At 27.0% G+C, this 2,047-nt stretch carries 1 protein-coding gene and 1 pseudogene; one reads left to right on the forward strand and one right to left on the reverse strand.

Annotated elements, in window-relative coordinates:
- Positions 1-1,725, forward strand: a 1,725-nt coding sequence (locus ACLR9T_RS13960) for a sensor histidine kinase (protein ID WP_413110093.1), incomplete at its 5' end; no start/stop codon positions are given.
- A 36-nt stretch (positions 1,726-1,761) separates the two neighbouring features.
- Here ACLR9T_RS13960 and ACLR9T_RS13965 read toward each other — a convergent pair.
- A pseudogene (locus ACLR9T_RS13965) lies at positions 1,762-2,047 on the reverse strand (GntR family transcriptional regulator); the annotation flags it as partial.

Genomic DNA, 2,047 nt, shown 5'->3' on the forward strand with positions numbered 1-2,047 from the left:
AGGAGCAACAAAGAACTACAAGAGAAATACCAATGGTATATTCAGATTCAATTTGATAAAGATGGTTCTCTATTTGTTAATTTTACAAAAGATGGGATAGAAATACCTTATGAGAAGAGATTGAATTATCAATCACATTCAGGTAATGAAGAAAATTTTTATTCAGATGATAATGAAATTATTTCAACAATTAAATATAATAATCCTAAAAATTTAACAATAACCTATGCAGTTCCAAAAACACTGCAATCTGGGAGTCAATTATCTTTATATATAAATAATCCTGGTAATACTGATTATTTTAGATTTTCATTACCATATTTATTAACTTGTCTATTTATTGTGATGTGTATGATTTTTATAATACCAATGCATTATCTTAATGAAAATAAATTTCTGCAATTTATTTCTCGTATTAAATTTATTATATTGGCATTTATTTGGTGTACGGTAACATCAACGCTTTACATTATATCTCCTTATTTGGTTATAGCAACTACACAAAATCTTATGGGCGAGTTCTTTTCTCGCTTTGGTATTCAAAATCTCTCTGATATATTAACACCTATTTTCAATATCGGACTTTGGTTTATCTTCTATCTCATGTTTATGATTTTGGCTTATATGATTAAATATCTTTATTGCAAAGGTTTTAAAAGATATTTCATGGAAAATACGTGTACAGGATGGTTGATAAAAAACAGTAAAAAGATTATTGACAAAGTTATAGATTTTGATTTAAGTGATGAAGTGAATAAGTCAGTATTAAAAATTGTTTTATTTAATTTTATTATTATTACTGGTATTAGTATATTCTTTGTTTTTGGAATATTCTTTGCATGTATTTATTCTGTTATCATCTTTGTTATTCTGCAAAAGAAATTTAATCAAATCAAAGAACAATATCAAGTATTATTAAATGCAACACAACAGTTATCTAATGGTAATTTTAATGTGGAAATTAATGAAGATGTTGGAATCTTTAATCCTTTAAAAGATGAGTTTTCACATATTAGAGATGGTTTTGAAAAAGCTGTGCAAGAGGAAGTGAAGTCGCAAAAAACAAAAACTGAACTTATTTCTAACGTTTCACATGATTTAAAAACACCTCTCACATCTATCATTACTTATGTTGATTTATTAAAAAATCCTCATTTAACTGATGATGATCATGAGCATTATTTACAGATTCTTGAGAGAAATTCATTAAGATTAAAGAATCTCATTGAAGACCTATTTGAAGTTAGTAAAGCAAATAGTGGAGATATTAGACTAGATTATGTAGATGTTGATATCGTTGCTTTAATTAAACAGGCACAATTAGAGTGTGAAGATAAATTATCTGAGAAAAATTTAGATTTAAGAACGACTTTTACAGAAGAAAAGATGATTTGTCATCTAGATAGTTCAAAAACATATAGAATATTTGAAAATCTATTTATCAATATTAGTAAATATGCCTTAGAGCATACAAGAGTTTACATTGATGTGATAGAAAATGATGATTCTGTAACAATTATTTTTAAAAACATTTCAGCTGAAGAAATGAGATTTAATGAAAATGAAATAGTTGAAAGATTTGTTCAAGGTGATCAATCGCGTAATACAAGTGGTTCTGGACTTGGTCTTGCTATTGTGAAGAGCTTTACAGAATTACAAGGTGGACGTTTTACTGTTGAGTTAGATGGAGACCTTTTCAAATCAATTATTACTTTTTATAAATAGTAAAACAATAAGCAGGTATCACTGAATGAGACCTGCTTATTTCATATGTAACTGTAAAGTTTTTAATGATGATTGAAAAATAGAATCGACAATTTGACATAATCGATAAGTATCTCTTGATAGAATAGCATTAAAGTATTCACTATGATGTTCTTTTAAATCATAAGCTGAATAATGAACAACACGACCTACAAATATATTCCATCCCATTGGTTTCTTGAGTTCTTCAAAAATAGTTTTAAGACAAGGATGACAATGGGCAGCAACATAATCATAAAGAGGTTCTAAGGTTAATAATGAATCAGCTTCTGTTTTATCTTTG

The organism is Thomasclavelia sp. (genome assembly GCF_047249845.1).
In the GTDB taxonomy this organism is placed as follows: Bacteria; Bacillota_I; Bacilli_A; order Erysipelotrichales; family Coprobacillaceae; genus Thomasclavelia.